This is a genomic window from Chryseobacterium hilariae (assembly GCF_051400735.1).
In the GTDB taxonomy this organism is placed as follows: domain Bacteria; phylum Bacteroidota; class Bacteroidia; order Flavobacteriales; family Weeksellaceae; genus Chryseobacterium.
On the sequence record NZ_JBLFFJ010000001.1, the window covers coordinates 1,246,900 to 1,264,132 of the forward strand.

Annotated in this window: 13 protein-coding genes; 4 read left to right on the forward strand and 9 right to left on the reverse strand. The window is 36.5% G+C overall.

Features of this window, described 5'->3' with window-relative positions:
• Nucleotides 1-9: 9 nt before the first annotated feature.
• The 3 genes from ACMGDK_RS05735 to ACMGDK_RS05745 form a co-directional block, all read right to left on the reverse strand.
• The gene (locus ACMGDK_RS05735) at nt 10-498 is read right to left on the reverse strand and encodes a hypothetical protein (RefSeq protein ID WP_436807047.1); all 489 of its coding nucleotides are present in this window, start codon (nt 496-498) and stop codon (nt 10-12) included.
• 84 nt (nt 499-582) lie between these two features.
• Nucleotides 583-2,844, reverse strand: coding sequence for a zinc-dependent metalloprotease family protein (locus tag ACMGDK_RS05740; protein ID WP_436807048.1), 2,262 nt, complete (start codon nt 2,842-2,844; stop codon nt 583-585).
• Nucleotides 2,845-2,851: 7 nt separating this feature from the next.
• On the reverse strand, nt 2,852-3,250 hold the full coding sequence (locus ACMGDK_RS05745) for a hypothetical protein (RefSeq protein WP_436807049.1): 399 nt from the start codon (nt 3,248-3,250) through the stop codon (nt 2,852-2,854).
• Between the two features lie 360 nt (nt 3,251-3,610).
• On the opposite strand from ACMGDK_RS05745, the gene ACMGDK_RS05750 reads away from it, so the two are divergent.
• The gene (locus ACMGDK_RS05750; RefSeq protein WP_436807050.1) at nt 3,611-4,561 is read left to right on the forward strand and encodes a DUF4349 domain-containing protein; all 951 of its coding nucleotides are present in this window, start codon (nt 3,611-3,613) and stop codon (nt 4,559-4,561) included.
• A gap of 173 nt (nt 4,562-4,734) precedes the next feature.
• Here ACMGDK_RS05750 and ACMGDK_RS05755 read toward each other — a convergent pair whose 3' ends face one another.
• Together ACMGDK_RS05755 and ACMGDK_RS05760 are read right to left on the reverse strand one after the other, a co-directional pair.
• On the reverse strand, nt 4,735-5,100 hold the full coding sequence (locus ACMGDK_RS05755) for a hypothetical protein (RefSeq protein WP_436807051.1): 366 nt from the start codon (nt 5,098-5,100) through the stop codon (nt 4,735-4,737).
• Nucleotides 5,101-5,122: 22 nt separating this feature from the next.
• On the reverse strand, nt 5,123-6,262 hold the full coding sequence (locus ACMGDK_RS05760) for an acyl-CoA dehydrogenase (protein WP_062652654.1): 1,140 nt from the start codon (nt 6,260-6,262) through the stop codon (nt 5,123-5,125).
• A gap of 222 nt (nt 6,263-6,484) precedes the next feature.
• On the opposite strand from ACMGDK_RS05760, the gene ACMGDK_RS05765 reads away from it, so the two are divergent.
• Both ACMGDK_RS05765 and ACMGDK_RS05770 read left to right on the forward strand, forming a co-directional pair.
• Nucleotides 6,485-8,263, forward strand: a complete 1,779-nt coding sequence (locus ACMGDK_RS05765) for an AMP-dependent synthetase/ligase (RefSeq protein ID WP_436807052.1) — start codon at nt 6,485-6,487, stop codon at nt 8,261-8,263.
• A gap of 8 nt (nt 8,264-8,271) precedes the next feature.
• Nucleotides 8,272-8,931 (forward strand): hypothetical protein, encoded by a 660-nt coding sequence (locus ACMGDK_RS05770; RefSeq protein WP_436807053.1) that lies wholly within the window; start codon nt 8,272-8,274, stop codon nt 8,929-8,931.
• A gap of 73 nt (nt 8,932-9,004) precedes the next feature.
• On the opposite strand, the gene ACMGDK_RS05775 is transcribed toward ACMGDK_RS05770, so the two are convergent.
• Both ACMGDK_RS05775 and ACMGDK_RS05780 read right to left on the reverse strand, forming a co-directional pair.
• Nucleotides 9,005-9,781 carry a zinc ribbon domain-containing protein gene (locus ACMGDK_RS05775; protein WP_436807054.1) on the reverse strand — a complete coding sequence of 259 codons (777 nt, stop codon included), beginning with the start codon at nt 9,779-9,781 and terminating at the stop codon, nt 9,005-9,007.
• 2 nt (nt 9,782-9,783) lie between these two features.
• Nucleotides 9,784-10,881 (reverse strand): Nif3-like dinuclear metal center hexameric protein, encoded by a 1,098-nt coding sequence (locus ACMGDK_RS05780; RefSeq protein WP_436807055.1) that lies wholly within the window; start codon nt 10,879-10,881, stop codon nt 9,784-9,786.
• 61 nt (nt 10,882-10,942) lie between these two features.
• Here ACMGDK_RS05780 and ACMGDK_RS05785 point away from each other — a divergent pair, with 61 nt between their 5' ends.
• Nucleotides 10,943-11,770, forward strand: coding sequence for an ion transporter (locus ACMGDK_RS05785; protein ID WP_436807056.1), 828 nt, complete (start codon nt 10,943-10,945; stop codon nt 11,768-11,770).
• 260 nt (nt 11,771-12,030) lie between these two features.
• On the opposite strand, the gene ACMGDK_RS05790 is transcribed toward ACMGDK_RS05785, so the two are convergent.
• Both ACMGDK_RS05790 and ACMGDK_RS05795 read right to left on the reverse strand, forming a co-directional pair.
• Nucleotides 12,031-13,623 carry a GEVED domain-containing protein gene (locus ACMGDK_RS05790; protein WP_436807057.1) on the reverse strand — a complete coding sequence of 531 codons (1,593 nt, stop codon included), beginning with the start codon at nt 13,621-13,623 and terminating at the stop codon, nt 12,031-12,033.
• 197 nt (nt 13,624-13,820) lie between these two features.
• Nucleotides 13,821-16,925 (reverse strand): T9SS type A sorting domain-containing protein, encoded by a 3,105-nt coding sequence (locus ACMGDK_RS05795; protein ID WP_436807058.1) that lies wholly within the window; start codon nt 16,923-16,925, stop codon nt 13,821-13,823.
• Nucleotides 16,926-17,233: the final 308 nt, after the last annotated feature.

The following is a 17,233-nucleotide window of genomic DNA, read 5'->3' on the forward strand; positions in this document are numbered from 1 at the left end:
TTTTATAAATTAAGAGGTTATTAGTTTAACACCTGAAGGAACTTTCCCTTCTATTTTAAGAATCAGTATGGGATTCTTTTCTTTATTCAATAAATATTCTTCGTTATTAATTTCTTTATAGTAAACATTTAAAACAGATTTATCCTCTTCTATCTTCTCTATTTCAATATCTCCGTATTGCAGTGTTTTCAATGTAGGTTTCAACACAAGAAGAAACTCATTTTCAGACAGCGTAGGAATTGGCTCTGACCGGGAAAATCTTTTATCTTGCATTAAACTGTATAATTTTACTGTTTCTTCAAAAGATTGTAAAATTGTATACTCTTTTAATGGTATATTTTTATTCACTCTCCGTACTTCTGAAAATTTTATTTCATTATTATTCTTACTCATTACCGATTCTGTTTCAACAACATTTTTTGCAGCAGAAAGGTTTGTACAGGCTGATCCACCCAACCCAAGCAACAACAGAAAGATTAACAAAAATACTTTTTTCATCAGAAAAATATTAATAAGCAAATGTAAATATTAAAACCGTTCAATGGAATTATTGAACGGCTTATTTTATAGCAAAAGCTTAAATTATTTTTTAATAACCAGCTTTTTAGATATTTTCTGGCCGTCTTTTTCTACCTGAACGATATAAACCCCTGAAGGAAGGCCGGACAGGTTAACTTCTTCTCGAATCTTACTTCCTTTTACCTCTTTAGTTGCATTGACCAGTTTTCCGTCCATTGCATATACCGTGTACGAAATGCCGTTGCCCGCTTCGGTTTCGATAGTAAAGATTCCTTTTGAAGGATTCGGATAAATCTTTATTCCTTCTTCAGCTTTTTCAGTTTCGCTGGTTCCTAATGTAGAATTGATGGTGAAGTTTGTTGTATTCACATTTAAAAACACATTATCAATTGCTTTGATCATTATTCTTGCCGTTGAGCTGTTTCCTAAGCCACCCGGAACATTGAATGTGTAAGAACCGTTGTTCGGTGTGCTCGCCACAAGCGTATGAGGGAACGTAAGTCCGCCGTCTGTAGAAAGCAGGATCGTTACATTCGCTGTGTTTACAGGAGCTGCGTTGGTATTGGCTACATTCCATGTAATGGTCTGAGTGGTTCCTGCATTCCATACTATTCCGCCAGCATTCTGAGAGGTTACTGTAAACGGTCCGGCAGCGGTAGATACAGTAAGCTGGATATCATCACGCCCTGTTTGTCCGCCAACCGGTTTATTATCTCTCACCAATAAGGAGAAAGTTAAAGGTCTTGCTACTGTAGACAGTTTCTCCCACGCTCTATAGTTTCCAGCTATAATAATGGTAGGATCATATCCTTCCACAATTGTTGAAAGTCTTGGGAAATATCTTGTAGGAGATGTTGTCGCCCACATCGATCTGAACATTGGGCCTACAGTATTGGTAGGTCTTGGGGGCATTGTTGCAGCACCGGTATCAATTTGTTCCCAGTTATAGGTAATTGCATCGCCATCCGGATCGGAGCCTACACCCGTCAAAGCAAATGGAGTTCCCATTGGGATTGTTTTGTCAGGTCCCGCATTTGCAGTCGGTTCGTTGTTTCCTGATGCTGTATTCATTCCGCAGTTTCCGCCTCCGGTAATTCTAGTATACATCTCACGGATACTTACGGCATGGAAGTAAGCATCACTATTATTCTGTACATTTGGAGAACAAATACCTGCATACCCCATGATGGAACTTGCACTTCCTGGTTCTACTGATGTTGCTGTGTTTCTGTTACAGCCATTATTCTGAGTGTGATTGGCACCAAACTGATGTCCCATTTCGTGTGCCACATAATCAATTACAAATGGATCTCCCACAGGAATTTCAGATCCTGTAACTCCTCCGGCTTTATCACTATCGCAAATTGAGGGAGTATAAGCAAGGCCATTATCATTACCCTGAGTCGCCTGGAAAAATACATGCCCAATATCATAACTATTGACACCAATTGCATTATTGGTCACTGTAACATTCTCATCAATCATCTGATAGGCATCTAATGGATCAAAGGTATCTGAAGCAATGAAAAACAACAGATCCGTATTAGCAACAAGTTGCAGAGACACTGAAATTTCATTTTCAAATACCTGATTAAGGCGTGCTACTACTAGATTAACTGCTGCAAGTACAGCTGCTTTTTTCTGGGCGTCTGTTCCACCACCTACACCTGCCTGTAAAGCTGCATAAGCCGTATATTCTGTAGTTGTAGTAATAGCCAATCTATATTTACGCATCAGACCGTCTACAACAGTTTTACCATGCATATCCGGAACAAGATTAGCTAAAGGAGATTCTCCTTTAAACAGACAGTCGAAACGGCTTTGAGAAACCGCATTTTTCCTGTCATATACCATATACGTTTTGTTGTCCTGCGAATATGAATCTATATAGTACATTCCTTTTATTCCTTTCACTACCGCATTCAGTCCGAAATACGGATCATAAGTAAATCGGATATTGGTAGTAGGGTCTCCTAGTCTCTGACCTACATAAGATCTTATATCGGAATATCTTGCCTGAAGATCGGGATGCATTGTAGATGCTTCAAATATTTCGTAAGTGTCAAATGTTCCCTGATCATTGGGAAATTTTACAAGAACTCCTTTTTCAGAAGAAAGACGGTCTCTGTCCGGAGCCAGCGAAAGCTGATGTTTTAGCTCTTCCGTATTCAGATTGACCAATTGGTACTCTAAAGTTCTTACTCCTCTTTCTCTTGTTTCTTTTACGGTCTTTTGTCCAGTTCTGCTCCAAGTATTCTGCTGAGCCACAGCTGTTCCCGAAAGAAGCAATAGGCTTGTCAGAAGTAATAATTTTCTATTCATCATATTGTATTTATTGTATCAGCAATTTAATATTTTTAGGGCTACCTATAATTTTCAGGATCAGTATGGGATCAGATTGTTTTTTTTCTGCGTATTCCTGATTTTCAACTTCTTTATAAAAAACTTTCAGGGTTGAACCAGTTGTTTCCAGTTTTTCAATTTCGATATCGCCGTTTTTTATCTTTTTCAGTTTAGGTTTTAAGACTAAAAAATATTCCCCTTCTTCTAAAACGGGGATGGGTGCTGATCTTGAATATTTTGAATCATTGAGTTTCTTATACAGCTCTTTGATTCCTTTTGTAGAAGTAATAACTGTATATTCTTTCAGATCTGTTTTAAGATTAAGTCTTCTGATCTCGGTAAATTCTACTTTATCCTGATTTTTGTCCAGGTGACTCATCTGTGTCATATTTTTATAATCAGCACAATTCATCAGCAAAAAGCTGAAAAAATTCAAAAAAAGAAAACTTTTAATAAATAGACCCATAATAACAAATATAAAAAAATTTCAAACATAAAATTCTTATTTCTCTTGTCATTTCCGATCATTAAAATTCTTAAAATGAGACAATAAGCAAATGTTTTCTTTTTGAAATCTTATCTGTGTCATCATATTTTCTGAAATTAAAAACAGTTTGTAAAATAATTGTAAAACACTTGTAATATTATGATTTTCAATTGTTTAAAATTTTACCAGAATAATACTTTTCTTTTACAAAAAGTCTGTCTCCATCCTCCGCTAATTTTACTTCATCAAAAAATTAATGTTATGAAAAAGTTCATATTACTTCTTGCAGTATCAGGCACGTTTATTATGTGTAAAAAAGGAGAAGCTGCAACATCCCAGATAGAAGATACTTTACATCCTGCAGACAGCACTGTTGCTGCGATGAATGAAACGATCAATTCTATAAATAATACTGCCGACAAAGTTCTGGATTCAGCCAATGTCAGAATAAAAGATTTTGAAGATGCCAAAGGCGAAATTCAGCAGAAAATAGAAAATACGTCTAAGATGGTTGACTCTTTAACCGAAAAAATTGCTTCAACAAAACTGGAATCGAAGATTGAGAAGAAAGATTCAACAGAGAAAAAGGCTGAAAAAATCGTTGTTCATGTGCCAGCTCCAAAAGTCATCAAAGAAACCAAGATTGTATACAAAGAAAAGCCCCAGAATGACAGCTATGAGCTTAAAAATAAAATGGTAAAAACAGGTATTCTTTCTGTAAAAGCAGTTAATGCAGAAACCGTAAAAGAATTTGTAAAAGAAGAAACCGTAAAAAATAACGGTTACGTCAAAAGCGAAGAGCTTTCTTATGTTACTGCAGAAGCAGTCAGCAGAAGTTCATCTTACGCCGAAAATAGCCAAAGAGTATATAATATGGATATCAAAGTTCCTATCCGTAATTTCGATGACTTAATGAACGATCTAAGCAACATCGGCGATATTGAGACAAAAAACATACAGGTTTCCGGAAACAATTACTCAGAGAATACTTTATGTACTATAACGGTAACCCTTACAGATAAACCTGAATATGAAAAAGTGCCTGAAACTTTCGGCGAAAAATCACTGGCAGCAGTTTCATCAGGCTGGAATGTAATAACTTCTATCTTTCTTTTCATTCTTCCATTATGGCCTTTATTCCTGATTGCCGGTGCAGGATATTATTTCTACAAGAAAAAAAGTAAAAAACGAGCCGATAACAATCCTCAATAAAGCTGAAATCCATCGTTTGATGGATTTTTTAATATTATTTTAATAAAAATCAAATACCTGCAGAACCTGTTCTTTGTATATTTATAATTGATTTATTTATCAGCTATTCAGCTTGATAGTATATTATAAAAAGTGGTTTGTAAAAAGAAAGGCTCCCGATCGGGAGCCTTTCGCTATTTCATGTTCACGATTTTGTCTACGATAAACTTTGTGTTTCCTCTCCATGGAAGCGCTCCATTGTATTCTTTGTAATGAAGATCGAAAGTTTTACCGCTGTTGGTTTCCAGCTGTTTAAAAATTTCAGGATCTTCTACAGAAAATTCAAATTCGTAGCTTGTAATGGTTCCTGTTTTTCCTTTACCAAAACCTTCCTGGATGAGTTTTCCTTCATAGGTTTTGAAAATATAGCCTTTTTTCATGGCATAATTCAGATAGCCGGATTTTACTCCTTCTCCAAAGACGAAATAGTACTTATACCATACCGTTACTCCTATCAGAAGAAGGATTACGCCGAGGCTGATCCACAAAGTTTTTTTCATAAGCAGTGTTTTGTATATTAATTTATTTTGCGATGCTTCTGGAAATCACAATTTTCTGGATCTCGGAAGTACCTTCATAGATCTGCGTAATCTTCGCATCTCTCATCATTCTTTCTACATGATATTCTTTCACATATCCGTATCCGCCGTGGATCTGTACTGCTTCAATCGTAGTATCCATTGCCACCTGGGAAGCGTATAATTTTGCCATTGCTCCGCTTTCAGAAATGTCTTTACCTGCATCTTTCTCGCAAGCTGCTTTAAAGCATAACATTCTTGCTGCAGTAATCTGGGTAGCCATATCTGCTAATTTAAATGCAATTGCCTGGTGATTGATAATCTCAGTCTTGAAGGCTTTTCTTGTTTTAGCATATTTTAAAGCCAATTCATAAGCTCCTGAAGCAATACCTAATGCCTGAGAAGCAATACCGATTCTTCCTCCGTTCAATACTGCCATTGCAAAATTGAATCCGAATCCGTCTTCCCCGATTCTGTTTTCTTTAGGTACTTTTACATTGTTGAAGATCAAAGAATGTGTATCACTTCCTCTGATTCCCAGTTTGTCTTCTTTCACACCAACTTCAAAACCTTCCCAGCCTCTTTCAACGATGAAAGCATTAATTCCTTTATGTTTTTTCTCAGGATCTGTCTGTGCAATTACAATATAATAAGAAGCCGTTCCCCCGTTTGTGATCCAGTTTTTAATACCATTTAAAAGGTAGTAATCTCCTTTGTCTTCTGCGGTTGTTTTTTGGGAAGTAGCATCAGAACCTGCTTCAGGCTCGGATAATGCAAAAGCACCAATTACCTTTCCGCTGGCAAGAGGAGTAAGATATTTCACTTTTTGTTCTTCGGAAGCAAATTTTTCAAGACCTGCACATACCAGAGAGTTATTTACGGACATTACCACAGCTGCAGAAGCATCTATTTTTGCGATCTCCTCCATTGCCAAAACGTAAGAAACACTATCCATCCCTGCTCCGCCGTACTTAGGATCTACCATCATTCCCAAAAGTCCCATTTCACCCATTTTCTTTACTTGTTCTGTAGGGAATTTCTGATCGCGGTCTCTTTCTATAACTTCAGGTAATAGTTCATTTTGTGCAAAATCTCTTGCAGCCTGCTGAATCATCAGCTGTTCTTCCGATAAATTAAAGTCCATAAAAAATAATAATTAGATAGCCGTAAATTTACACTTTTTAGCGAAATCTGAAAATAGAATTGGAAGTTAGGGACAGACAGTTTCAAATTTTCACAGAATAATTGGTAAAAGCCCCCCGATATTATGGCAGGCATTCAATTAATTATCAATTGGTGATTTATGATTACTACAATTAAAAAAAATGCTTATATTTAAAATTCTTTAAAAATTGCTTAAAAAATCATGACAATCAAAAGATTATTCGATATTCCACACTATGCTTTGGAAAAATTTCCTAAAACAGATATGTTTGTGACTAAATATCAAGGTGAGTGGAAAAAAACTTCGACGTTAGAATTTATCAATCAGGGAAATAAAATATCCAGAGGGCTTTTAAAGCTGGGTATAAAACCTGGGGACAAGATTGCTCTGATCACCACCAATTCTCGTACGGAATGGGCGGTTATGGATTTTGGACTGTCTCAAATCGGTGTCGTTTCCGTTCCGGTTTATCCGAGTATTTCTCCTGAAGATTATGAGTTCATATTTAATAATGCCGAAATACAGTACTGTTTTGTATCTGATAAAGAATTGCTTAATAAGGTAATGAAGGTGAAACACAATATCCCTTCATTACAGGGAATTTTCACTTTTGACACGATAAGCGGAGCAGCCAACTGGAAAGAAATTATGGATCTTGGTGAGGACGATTCCACTCAGATTGAAGTGGAAGATCTTTCCAATGCCATTAATTCTGAGGATCTGGCGACTATTATTTATACTTCCGGAACAACGGGAAGACCAAAAGGTGTAATGCTTACCCACCATAATATTGTTTCTAATGTTTTGGGCTCTTTTCCAAGAATTCCCAAGAAAAAAAGCCTGGATTACAAAGATACAAGGGTGCTAAGCTTCCTTCCTATCTGCCATATTTTTGAAAGGATGCTTTTTTATCTTTTCCAGTACAGTGGCTTTTCTGTTTATTTCGCGGAAAGCATTGAAAAAATGGGTGAAAACGTAAAAGAAGTGAAACCGCATTATATGAGCGTTGTACCCAGACTGGTGGAAAAGGTTTATGATAAGATCTATAACACAGGTTCTTCAGCCGGCGGACTGAAATCAAAAATCTTCTTCTGGGCTTTAAATTTAATCAGCAAGAAAAAAGAAATCTCCAAACCTTCAGGATTGCAGGGAATTATTGCGGATAAACTGGTATTCTCTAAATGGAGAGAAGGCCTTGGCGGGGAAATTATCACTTTGGTTTCCGGTTCTGCAGCTCTGTCCACAAGATTAAACCTGATGTTCCAAAATGCCGGTATTCCTATCTTAGAAGGATATGGCTTAACTGAAACGTCACCGGTTATTTCTGTAAACAGTTTTGAGAAAATGAAGATCGGTACCGTCGGCAGACCATTAGACAATCTTCAGGTAAAGATTCAGGAAGATGGTGAAATTACAGTAAAAGGACCTTCTATCTTCAAAGGCTATTTTAAAGCCGAAGATCTGACTAAAGAAGCTTTTACTGAAGATGGATTTTTCAAAACAGGAGATATCGGGCATATCGACAGTGAGGGATTCCTGCAGATCACTGACCGTAAAAAAGAAATGTTTAAAACTTCGGGCGGTAAATACATTGCCCCTCAAATAATTGAAAACCAGGCAAAAGCTTCAAAGTTTATTGAGCAGATTATGGTAGTAGGAGACGGCGAGAAAATGCCGTGTGCTTTGGTACAGCCCGATTTCGAATTTGCAAAAAGCTGGGCAATGAGAAACAACCTGAATATTGGTTCAACCCCAGCAGAAATTGCCAAAAGCCCCGAATTAAAGGAAAGAATTGAAAAGGAGATGGAAGGTATCAATGAGCATCTCGGAAATTGGGAAAAGATCAAAAAAATTGAGCTTACCCCTGAAGTATGGGCCATCGATACGGGACTTCTTACTCCAACTTTAAAGCTTAAAAGAAAAGCGATAAAAGAAAAATTCATTGCTTTGTATAATAAGATGTATGATCATCAGGATTAAATTATTATATGAAATTATTCAACTATACATTAATTTACCAATCCACTCTTGTTGGGTTGGTATTTTTTATGTTTTCCTGCCAAAAAAAGATAGATTCCTCAGAGAGAAAAACAGAAATCTCAACACCTTCATATAATACTATTCCTAATGCTTTAAAAGAAAAAGCACTATTGGATTACATTAAAACTGCAGATATCATAAAATCCAACATCAGAAACGGAGTTCCTTTTAGCCAGCTTGATTATGATAAAATTATTGCTTACAATTTTGTAGGCGATGAGGAAATGTATCCTAACGTCATTGATAAAAAGGGAAAATTTGTTCCTGTTATATTGGAACAACAGTTTCTTACCCAAAAACAGGCTGATGACATTTTATCTGCTCTATCAAAAAATTCAAGCTATGGGGAAAGCTCTGCTGCCTGCTTCCAACCTCATCTTGGACTGATATTTTTTAAAGGTAACAGAAAAATAAATCAGATCAGCATCTGTTTAAGCTGTAATTCTTTTATTACAGAGATTGATATTCCCGCAAGAACGCATAAAGTATTTAATAAGGGTAAAAATAATGAGTATTCTTATACCGGATTTACCCCTTCAGGAAAGTCTGCCATCATCGATCTGTGTAAAAAGATAAACTTTCATTACGGAGAGAATAAGCAAGAATAGTATTGATAATAACCATTCATAAAAAAGACCGGAAGAAATTCTTCCGGTCTTTATATTTTAATTAAATCTGAAATTAGAATTTAATTACAGATTTCATTCTTTCGTTTTCTTCCATTACCAATTCGTCATCTACAAGAATTTTTCCTGAGTGCTCATCGATAATGATTTTCTTTCTCTGAGCAATTTCCATCTGCTTCTGAGGAGGAATAGTGAAGAATGATCCTTTAGGCGCTCCTCTTTCCAATCCTACAACAGCTAATCCGTTGATAGAGCTCTTTCTGATTCTGTTATATGAAGAAAGTAATCTTTCATCAATCTTACCTGCATACTCTTTAGACTGCTCTATTAAGTATTCTTCTTCTTTCTGAGTTTCAGATACAAGACCATCCAATTCTTCTTTCTTGAATTTTAAATGGTTTTTCAGGTCACTGATTTTCTCGTTAAGTTCGTTTAAAGTTTCATTTTTGTGAGCAATTTTAACTCCGAATTCTTTAATCCTTTTTTCAGCAAGCTGAATTTCAAGATCCTGGAATTCTATTTCTTTTCCTAATGCTTCAAACTCTTTATTGTTTCTTACATTATCCTGCTGAGATTTGTACTTTTCAATTAAAGTTTTCGCATGGTTAATTACTTCATGCTTTGTTTTGATCTGATCATCCTGATCTTTGATCTCTGCATGAAATTTTTCAGCTCTTTTTTCAAGTCCTTCGATCTCAATTTCAAGATCTTCAACTTCAATTGGCAATTCTCCTCTGGTATTTCGGATTTCATCCAATCTTGAATCAATGATCTGCAAATCGTATAAAGCTCTTAATTTTTCTTCAACTGAAATATCGTTGGTTTTTGCCATATTTAAATGAAATAATTTACTGGGTTTGTTTTTTCAATAGATTTTGAAATTGCAAATGTACTAAATTTTTGTGACAAAATTTCAAATAATTGTTGAGTTACAAATTGTTCTGATTCATAATGGCCTATGTCACAGATCAACATTTTGGATTCTGCCTGGAAATAGTCATGGTATTTGATATCTCCTGTCAGATAAGCATCACATTTTTGGGATAAAGCAGCCTTGATTCCGCTGGCTCCGGATCCTCCGAGCACGCCTACTCTTCTGATTTTTTTATGGATAAAATTGGAATGCTTAATGATTTCCAGCCCGAATTTTTCTTTTACCATCCTTAAGAAATCCTGTTCATCCATTTCTTCGGCAAGCTCACCATACATTCCCAAGCCTGAATATTGATTTTCATTGTCCAGCTGATATATCTGATGGGCCACTTCTTCGTAAGGATGCGCAGCCTTCATTGCTGAAATAACTTTTCCTTTTTTGTAATCTTCAAAAATAACAGAGATCATATCTTCATCAGCATTTTCACGGATATTCTGCTGTCCGGAAAACGGATTTGAACCTTCAACAGGTCTGAATGTTCCGCTTCCATTCAAAGTAAAGCTGCATTCGTCATAAAAACCAATATTTCCTGCTCCTGCTGCGAATAGCGCTTCTTTCACCTTTCCAGAATAATCCTTTGGAACGAATACGCTCAGCTGTTTTAAATTATTTTTCTTAGGCTGAAGGATCCTGAGGTCTTTTAATCCTAACTGACTGCAAATTTCATGGTTGACCCCAAAGTAGTCATTATCTAACGCGGTGTGTATAGCATAAATGGCGACTTTATTTTCAATAGCCTTTAATACTGCTCTTTCTACATAATTTTTCCCGGTCAGAGATTTTAACTCGGAAAAAATAATGGGATGAAAACATACAATCAGATTACAATTCTTCTGAATAGCCTCATCTACAACATTTTCCAAAGCATCGTGGCATACCAGTATTCCACTGACATTACGGTCCGGAACTCCACACAGCAATCCTACATTATCAAAATCTTCTGCCTGTTGCAGGGGAATACGGTTTTCTATTTTTGAAATTACTTCACTTATTGTCATTTTATTCTGTATGTTTGCTACGAAAATAACGATAATTTGTTAATTTTGAAAAACATTAAAAATGGAAAGAGAACATAATCTTGTTCCCGAAGACAAGCTTTGGAAAAGATTTCTTTACAGGGTAATCTACCGTGCAGATACCAGGTTAGGTAAATTATTCGATATTACATTATTATCTCTTATCCTGATAAGCACTGCTATTATTATGATGGAGAGTGTTCCTCAGCTTGACAAAAGATTTCACTATACATTTCTGATCCTGGAATGGATTATTTCTATTTTTTTCACGATTGAATACTGGATGCGTATCAGTGTTGTGAAGAATAAAAAGCATTATATTTTCAGTTTTTTCGGAATCATAGATTTTCTTGCGCTGGTTCCTTTTTACCTCAGCTTCTTCTTTCCTGTTACCAAATATTTCCTTATATTCAGGATGCTGAGGATGCTGAGAATTTTCAGGATCTTCAATCTTCTGGATTTTATGAACGATGGTTACCTCATCGTGCGTGCCTTAAAGAACAGCTCCAGAAAGATCTATATCTTCCTTTTGTTCCTGATTATTTTTTCAGTGATCGTTGGCTCGATGATGTTTATGGTGGAAGGCGGACGACCTGGTTTTGAAACGATCCCACAGTCTATTTACTGGGCAGTGGTTACGGTAACTACGGTTGGTTACGGAGATGTTTCTCCTATTACTCCGATGGGTAAATTTTTTGCGGTTATTTTAATGCTTGCAGGTTATTCCATTATCGCAGTTCCTACAGGAATTGTAACAGCAGAAATGCGGAACAAAAGACAAAACCTGGAGAAGATCTGTGACCAGTGTGGCAATGAAGATATTGATGATGACGCACGATACTGTAAACAGTGTGGCAAGAAATTAGCTTAGTATTTGGTATCGATATTAATCTATTAACCAAATACCACAAAAATCATGGAACCAAAAAAGAAAAATAAGCCTAACAGCCTGGTGATTATCCTTTTCTCTTTAGTTGTATTAATGGTCATCATTTATTTTATACTCGTGATGTTTTTCCCTGCTGTCTTTGAGCAAATGAACACAGGAGATATACAACCAGTACCCAATAAGTGACACTAATATAAAAAAGACGGCTAATCGCCGTCTTTTTAGTTTATATGTTTATTTTATTATTTTTTGATTGCTTTGATCATCTGTCTGGAACCGTCTTTCATATTTAAAGTAATGAAATACAATCCTTGTTTCAGATCTCCTAAATGAAGAGCAGAAGAAGGGCTTTCAATGATTTTCACCAATCGTCCGGAAACATCAGAAACGGAAACTGATTTTACAAGATCTGCTTTCGAAATATTCAACACATCCGTGAAAGGATTGGGGTATGCTTTAATCTCTTCTTTTGCTTTGGAAACTTCAGATGTTGCCAGTGTTGTAGATTCTACTTTAAAATTATCAACAAAGAATTCATAATCTTCAGAATCAATTACAGTCCCATCGGAAGCATAAAATGCAAATACGGTATTGGCTCCTGTATAGGATGTAAGATCGTAAGAATAGGTTGTAGAAGTATTGGATGGTGCATTAGCTGCATTCCATGTCTGCAGAACCGTCCATGTAGTTCCTCCATCATTTGAAATTAAAAACTGAACTACATCATCCGATCCCATAGCCGAAGCAGTGGTATCTAAAAACTCTGTTACTCCATAATCGAATTTAACTCTGTATCCTCCTGCAGAAAGGTTGAAAGGTACAGTCTTTAGCCACGCTATAGTTTCATTGTAATAAAGATTTATTTTGGCGGAGTTATTACCATCTCCCGCATTCAGGAAGTCCCCATCATACCATAATTCATCTGTGTCGGTAGATCCTGTAGTTGCATCTCCACCGGAAGCCTGCTCCCAGCAACTTCCCGGGAATGTTGAAAAATCATTGTTATAGGCAGTAGTAGGAACTATTACAGCGCAGTCAGTTGTAAATGATGTACTTAAAGACCAGGCACTTTTATCGGAAGTGCTGCATACAGACCTTACCCATACATAATAAGTTGTGGCAGGAGTTAACGCTGACAAAGGTGTAGATAAGGCCGAAGCTCCTACACTTCCTGATGCTACAGTAGTAGCTGTTGGAGCTGTATTCGTTGAGGAATAATAATATTCATAACCTACTCCCACTGTACTTGTAGAAGCTGCCCATGAAACAGCAGCTGAGTTGGAAGTTATAGTACCTGCAGACAAATTAGCGGGTGCCAGGCAGCTTGGCACAGCTCCAATCACTACAGTATAATCATGTACTTCTCCATATCCTAATGTATTACATGGTTCTGGCTCATTATTAAAACGGTTTCCTACTCTCATCCTGTAAGTTCCCGGTGTAACTGTTGTAGGAATGGTTATATTACCATTGGTAACTGAATTATCATCCGGCCCGGTACTGCCTGCTGTTGCTACCAGCTCCGGTGCTACATCATCGAAAGTTCCGTTATTGTCAAAATCTATCCAGATACGTACGTACTGACTGGAATATTCATGAGTAACAGAAAATGCATAACTAACACCTGCATTCAGGTTAATTGTTTGGGCTGTATAATCTCCATATGAGCCTTGGGAACACCCTGTATCAAGGTGACTGAATCCCACTGACGGAATTGTAAAACTGTCGATCATATCTCCTCCACTACATCCGCTCGGAAACACCGGCGTGCAATAGGTCTGAGCAAAGGCAAATGCGCTAATTGTTATTAAATTCACAAGTAAAATCTTTTTCATGTATTATTTTTTTATGGTTTAAACAAATTTAATAAAAAAAACACAATATAGCTTTAATTAAAACAGGTAATTAAAGCTATATTATAAACATATTAATCAATAATTATTTATTATTGATTGATAGTTTACTGCAAAACAGTTTTCAAAAAAAATAGCAGCCTTTCGGCTGCTATTCTATTTAAGTATATCAATAAGATTTATTTCTTAATTGCTTTGACGGTTTGTTTTGATCCGTCTTTCATGTTTAGAGTTACAAGGTACATTCCCTGTTTCAGGTCTCCTAACTGAAGAGCTGAAGAAGGATTGTCGATTGTTTTTACAACTCTTCCGGCAAGATCAACCACTGATACTGACTTCACTTTAGAGATATCTGAAATATTCAGGACATCTGCAAAAGGGTTTGGATATGCCTTGATTTCATTTTTAGCTCCTGAAACTTCAGATGTTGACAATGCACTTGCATCATATGCTGAGATCTGGAATTGTCCATCTGTTGCTGTAGAATATCTCCAAACACTGACATATAATGTAGCGCCCGGTGTTTGGCCTGTCAATGACAATTTAGAGAAATTCCCATTACCTGCATCATCATCACAAGCAATAGAAGTGGTACTTGTACAGTCTGCAAATACAGAAATTACTGTATCAGTTAATGCTGTACCTGTATTCGTATCTGTTTCAAGAGTGATCTTACCTGAAGCCGGAACCACTACTTTATACCATACATTCCCTCCTACATTTGTTGGCGTTGTAAGACAACTAGCCGTTAATGCAGGCGTATTTGTAGAACTAACAGTAGTACCTGTTACAGCATTCTGAGCAAATGCAGTTCCTACTATTAAATCTACTGCAGATGAACAATTATCATTTGCAGGTGGCGGTGGTGGAGTATTTAAACAGATATTAAAGCTATTATTATAACCAGCACCATTGCTGTTATATACTCTTACGTAATAAGTTTGCCCAACTGTTAATCCAGATACTGTTGTAGTATTTGTTGTTCCACACTTAACACTTGTTAAAGATCCACAAGAACCACTAAATATTTGAGTATATAAACTTGTAGATGAATTAGTTCCTGTTGAAACCACATTAGAAAGAGAAACTGTATGAGCAGTATTTCCTGCTACAAAAGAATACCAAACATCATCATCCGGTGTTCCGGTACAATTACCAACAGGTACATTTGAATTGGTAGCCCCTAAAGTATTTCCTGCAGTTGTTGCAGTACAAGTAGTATCAGGGTTTACTGTTAAGGCAACAGCTGTTGCACAGTCATCATTTGCAGGTGCTAGAGCAAAGGAAACAGGTCCTACCCAAGCACTTTGATCATTTGCGGAACAACGGGATCTTATCCAAACATAATATGTACTGCCTGCAACAGCATCATTAATTACATAACTTGTTCCGGCAATAGCTGTCATATTTGGCGTAGATGCAGCTGTAGGCGCTGTATTGGTAGTAGTGTAGTAAATATCATATCCGTTTCCTGGTACAGTAGCAGGTGCAGTCCAGCCTATAGTAGCTGTTGTAGTTGTAGTCGCTGTAACCACAGGAGTTACTGGGGATAAACATGTAGGAGTTTCTTTTACTTCCACATCATCCAGCAATAGGTTATCATAAAAATACCCGTTTCCAGCAACATCTTTATCAACAACAAATCTTACCTGTACAGTAGCTCCGTTATAGGCAGCAGGTAATGCAATACCTTCGGTTCTCCATAAAGTACTGTTGGTAGATGAAGTAAAGATAGTTTCCCATGTTGTACCTGTTATATTTTTAACCTGTACAGTAAGCTGATTATTATCATAAGCAGGCTGTGTTCCTCCGGCAGATGCTGCATGATTTTTAAACCATTTAAACTGAACATAAGGTGCTGTAAGTCCTGCCAGGTTAATTTGAGGAGTGGTTAAAGTTACATCATGAATTCCAGCGTAAGGAGAAGATGCATCTACGAAAGCAACTGTTCCCGAAGCACCATTGCCTGTAGTACCATAATCCTGAGTACCGGTAAATTGCCATAAAGTATAACCTGTATTATTTGTACTTGAATTAGACCAGCAGCTCGGTAAAGTCCCTGAGTTGAATGACTCTAAGAAAGGCACCGGTAAAGCGGCACAAACCGTTGTAAAGTTTCTTTCAGAACATGAAGCTGATGCTGTAGTTCCATCATATGAATTAACACTATAATAGTATTTAGTATTATTTAATAAAGGAGAACTGAACGTATAAGAAGTTGCGTTTCCTAAATCTGCATTATTGACAATATCAGCTCCACCGGCTGTGGTCCCTACTCTCAGTTTATATCCTGTAGCTCCGGACACAGTGCCCCAGGTAATAGTTGGAGTAAGAAGTACGCCTGTAGCAGCTGAAGCAGGTGCTGAAACTGTAGGACAAGGAATATTTAAAGTTGTAAAAGATCTTTCAACACACCCTGCAGATGGAATTGCTCCATTATATGCATTTACAGTATAAAAATATTGTTTATTATAACTCAGCGGTGTTGTAGGAGTGTAGGTAAGAACATTTCCCAGATCTGCATTATTCAGCACATCCGTTCCTCCAGCAGTAGTTCCGATAGATAATCTGTATCCTGTAGCATTGCTTATTGCTCCCCATGTAATAGCCGGAGTAACAGAAACTCCTGTTGCAGCTGCAGCTGGCGCAGATACAGGAGGACATGTTGGAATAGCACTAGGAGTAAGACCAAGTAAAGTAACTACAGATTGTGTTGCAGATCTTGTTCCTGTCTGTGTAATTGATGCCGGATTGGGGTTAGTAGTATCATTTCTGTAATACAAGGTTTTATTAGAACCGTTTGAGTAAGTGTAAAAACGCTCTCCACCGTCATCATCCTGTTTATTTTCATCTATAGCAATTACCAGATTATTAACATTGTCATAAGAAAAAGGCGTTGGAAAAGTAATTTCCACAACTCCTGCATTATTCGTCACCGTTCCGCTAAACACCTGCGTAAGTGAAGTAACCGGAATCCAATCCGTTGTTGATGTAAAGCTATCCTTATTGGTAAGTCCTAAATAAACTACAACATCATTAGAATTTGTAATAACTGATGTAGCTCCCAGGTAAAATTTCAACCCTGTAATATTTCCTGCCGTATCAGCATTAATATTAGCTTTTGTTAAAATTTGCTGTGCATAGCTATAACCATAATAAGTACTCCAGGGAACAGTGGCCACAGAGGTGGATACCCCACCACTGGTCGTTCCGGAGCCCAATGTGATTTGAGCCGAAGTTAATGCACCTAATGATAATAGGCACGTTAGTAAAAGTTTTTTCATATATAGTAAAAATAAAATTAGAGGGTAAAAGTAAAAAATATTTCACATTAAATCAAAAATTATTACAAAACATTAAATACAAATCCACAAATAAACAATTTAATTAACTAAAATTAAATATATGTTTAATTTTAGCATTAAATCATCAAATATAGATAAAATCACAAACTACTCAATTACAATAAGTTATGAAATAATTTAAAATCACAAAAAGTGGAATAATTCTTATTTTAACATAAAATTATTTTTTGTTTTTCACTATTTAACGACTTAATAATTCATAAAAAAAGCGGCAAAAAATGCCGCTT

Excerpts from the sequence above, each read along its gene's own strand:
- ACMGDK_RS05735 (WP_436807047.1), bottom strand. The coding sequence starts at position 498 with ATGAAAAAAGTATTTTTGTTAATCTTTCTGTTGTTGCTTGGGTTGGGT.
- ACMGDK_RS05740 (WP_436807048.1), bottom strand. The coding sequence starts at position 2,844 with ATGATGAATAGAAAATTATTACTTCTGACAAGCCTATTGCTTCTTTCG.
- ACMGDK_RS05745 (WP_436807049.1), bottom strand. The coding sequence starts at position 3,250 with ATGACACAGATGAGTCACCTGGACAAAAATCAGGATAAAGTAGAATTT.
- ACMGDK_RS05750 (WP_436807050.1), top strand. The coding sequence starts at position 3,611 with ATGAAAAAGTTCATATTACTTCTTGCAGTATCAGGCACGTTTATTATG.
- ACMGDK_RS05755 (WP_436807051.1), bottom strand. The coding sequence starts at position 5,100 with ATGAAAAAAACTTTGTGGATCAGCCTCGGCGTAATCCTTCTTCTGATA.
- ACMGDK_RS05760 (WP_062652654.1), bottom strand. The coding sequence starts at position 6,262 with ATGGACTTTAATTTATCGGAAGAACAGCTGATGATTCAGCAGGCTGCA.
- ACMGDK_RS05765 (WP_436807052.1), top strand. The coding sequence starts at position 6,485 with ATGACAATCAAAAGATTATTCGATATTCCACACTATGCTTTGGAAAAA.
- ACMGDK_RS05770 (WP_436807053.1), top strand. The coding sequence starts at position 8,272 with ATGAAATTATTCAACTATACATTAATTTACCAATCCACTCTTGTTGGG.
- ACMGDK_RS05775 (WP_436807054.1), bottom strand. The coding sequence starts at position 9,781 with ATGGCAAAAACCAACGATATTTCAGTTGAAGAAAAATTAAGAGCTTTA.
- ACMGDK_RS05780 (WP_436807055.1), bottom strand. The coding sequence starts at position 10,881 with ATGACAATAAGTGAAGTAATTTCAAAAATAGAAAACCGTATTCCCCTG.
- ACMGDK_RS05785 (WP_436807056.1), top strand. The coding sequence starts at position 10,943 with ATGGAAAGAGAACATAATCTTGTTCCCGAAGACAAGCTTTGGAAAAGA.
- ACMGDK_RS05790 (WP_436807057.1), bottom strand. The coding sequence starts at position 13,623 with ATGAAAAAGATTTTACTTGTGAATTTAATAACAATTAGCGCATTTGCC.
- ACMGDK_RS05795 (WP_436807058.1), bottom strand. The coding sequence starts at position 16,925 with ATGAAAAAACTTTTACTAACGTGCCTATTATCATTAGGTGCATTAACT.